The sequence below is a fragment of the Streptomyces caelestis genome (assembly GCF_001279005.1).
GTDB lineage: Bacteria > Actinomycetota > Actinomycetes > Streptomycetales > Streptomycetaceae > Streptomyces > Streptomyces heliomycini.
The window spans coordinates 1-345 of record NZ_LGCN01000097.1 but is presented as its reverse complement, the minus strand read 5'-3'; the positions used below and the strand labels follow the sequence as shown (position 1 = coordinate 345).

Here is a 345-nt window from a genome sequence, read left to right as displayed (position 1 = left end):
GTGTTCGTGTTCCCCGGGCAGGGGTCGCAGTGGCCGGGGATGGCGCGTGAACTCCTTGCTTCGGATGCGGTGTTCGCGGCCCGGATCGCCGAGTGTGCGGCGGCGCTCGCTCCGCACACGGACTGGTCGTTGGCGGATGTGCTGCGCTCGGGTGGGGGGCTCGAGCGGGTGGATGTGGTGCAGCCGGTGCTGTTCGCGGTGATGGTGTCGTTGGCGGAGGTGTGGCGGTCCTGCGGGGTCGAGCCGGCGGCCGTGGTGGGGCACTCGCAGGGGGAGATCGCCGCGGCGTGTGTGGCCGGGGCGCTGTCCCTGGAGGACGCCGCCCGTGTCGTCGCCCTCCGCAGC

General features: G+C 73.3%; 1 protein-coding gene. It reads left to right on the top strand.

All coding sequences use genetic code 11. The features are described from left to right. A partial coding sequence (locus ADK41_RS09920; RefSeq protein WP_159043955.1) for an acyltransferase domain-containing protein occupies positions 1–345 on the top strand: 345 nt, incomplete at both ends.